The 380-nt window shown below is 50.3% G+C and carries 1 protein-coding gene; it reads left to right on the plus strand.

The window, feature by feature from the left end:
* Nucleotides 1-378, plus strand: a 378-nt coding sequence (gene luxS, locus ACXIUA_RS00310; RefSeq protein ID WP_457975867.1) for an S-ribosylhomocysteine lyase, incomplete at its 5' end; no start/stop codon positions are given.
* Nucleotides 379-380: the final 2 nt, after the last annotated feature.

The raw sequence follows: 380 nt of genomic DNA on the forward strand, positions 1-380 counted from the left end.
ATGTGTATAAGAGACAGGATCCATACCCTGGAGCACCTGTTTGCTGGTTTTATGCGTAACCATCTTACCGGTAATGGTGTAGAGATTATCGATATCTCGCCAATGGGCTGCCGCACCGGTTTTTATATGAGTCTGATTGGTACGCCAGATGAGCAGCGTGTCGCTGATGCCTGGAAAGCGGCAATGGAAGACGTGCTGAAAGTGCAGGATCAGAATCAGATCCCGGAACTGAACGTCTACCAGTGTGGCACTTACCAGATGCACTCGTTGCAGGAAGCGCAGGATATTGCGCGTAACATTCTGGAACGTGACGTGCGCATCAACAGCAACGAAGAACTGGCGCTGCCGAAAGAGAAGTTGCAGGAACTGCACATTTAGTC

Source organism: Corynebacterium sp. UMB8791 (assembly GCF_054166365.1).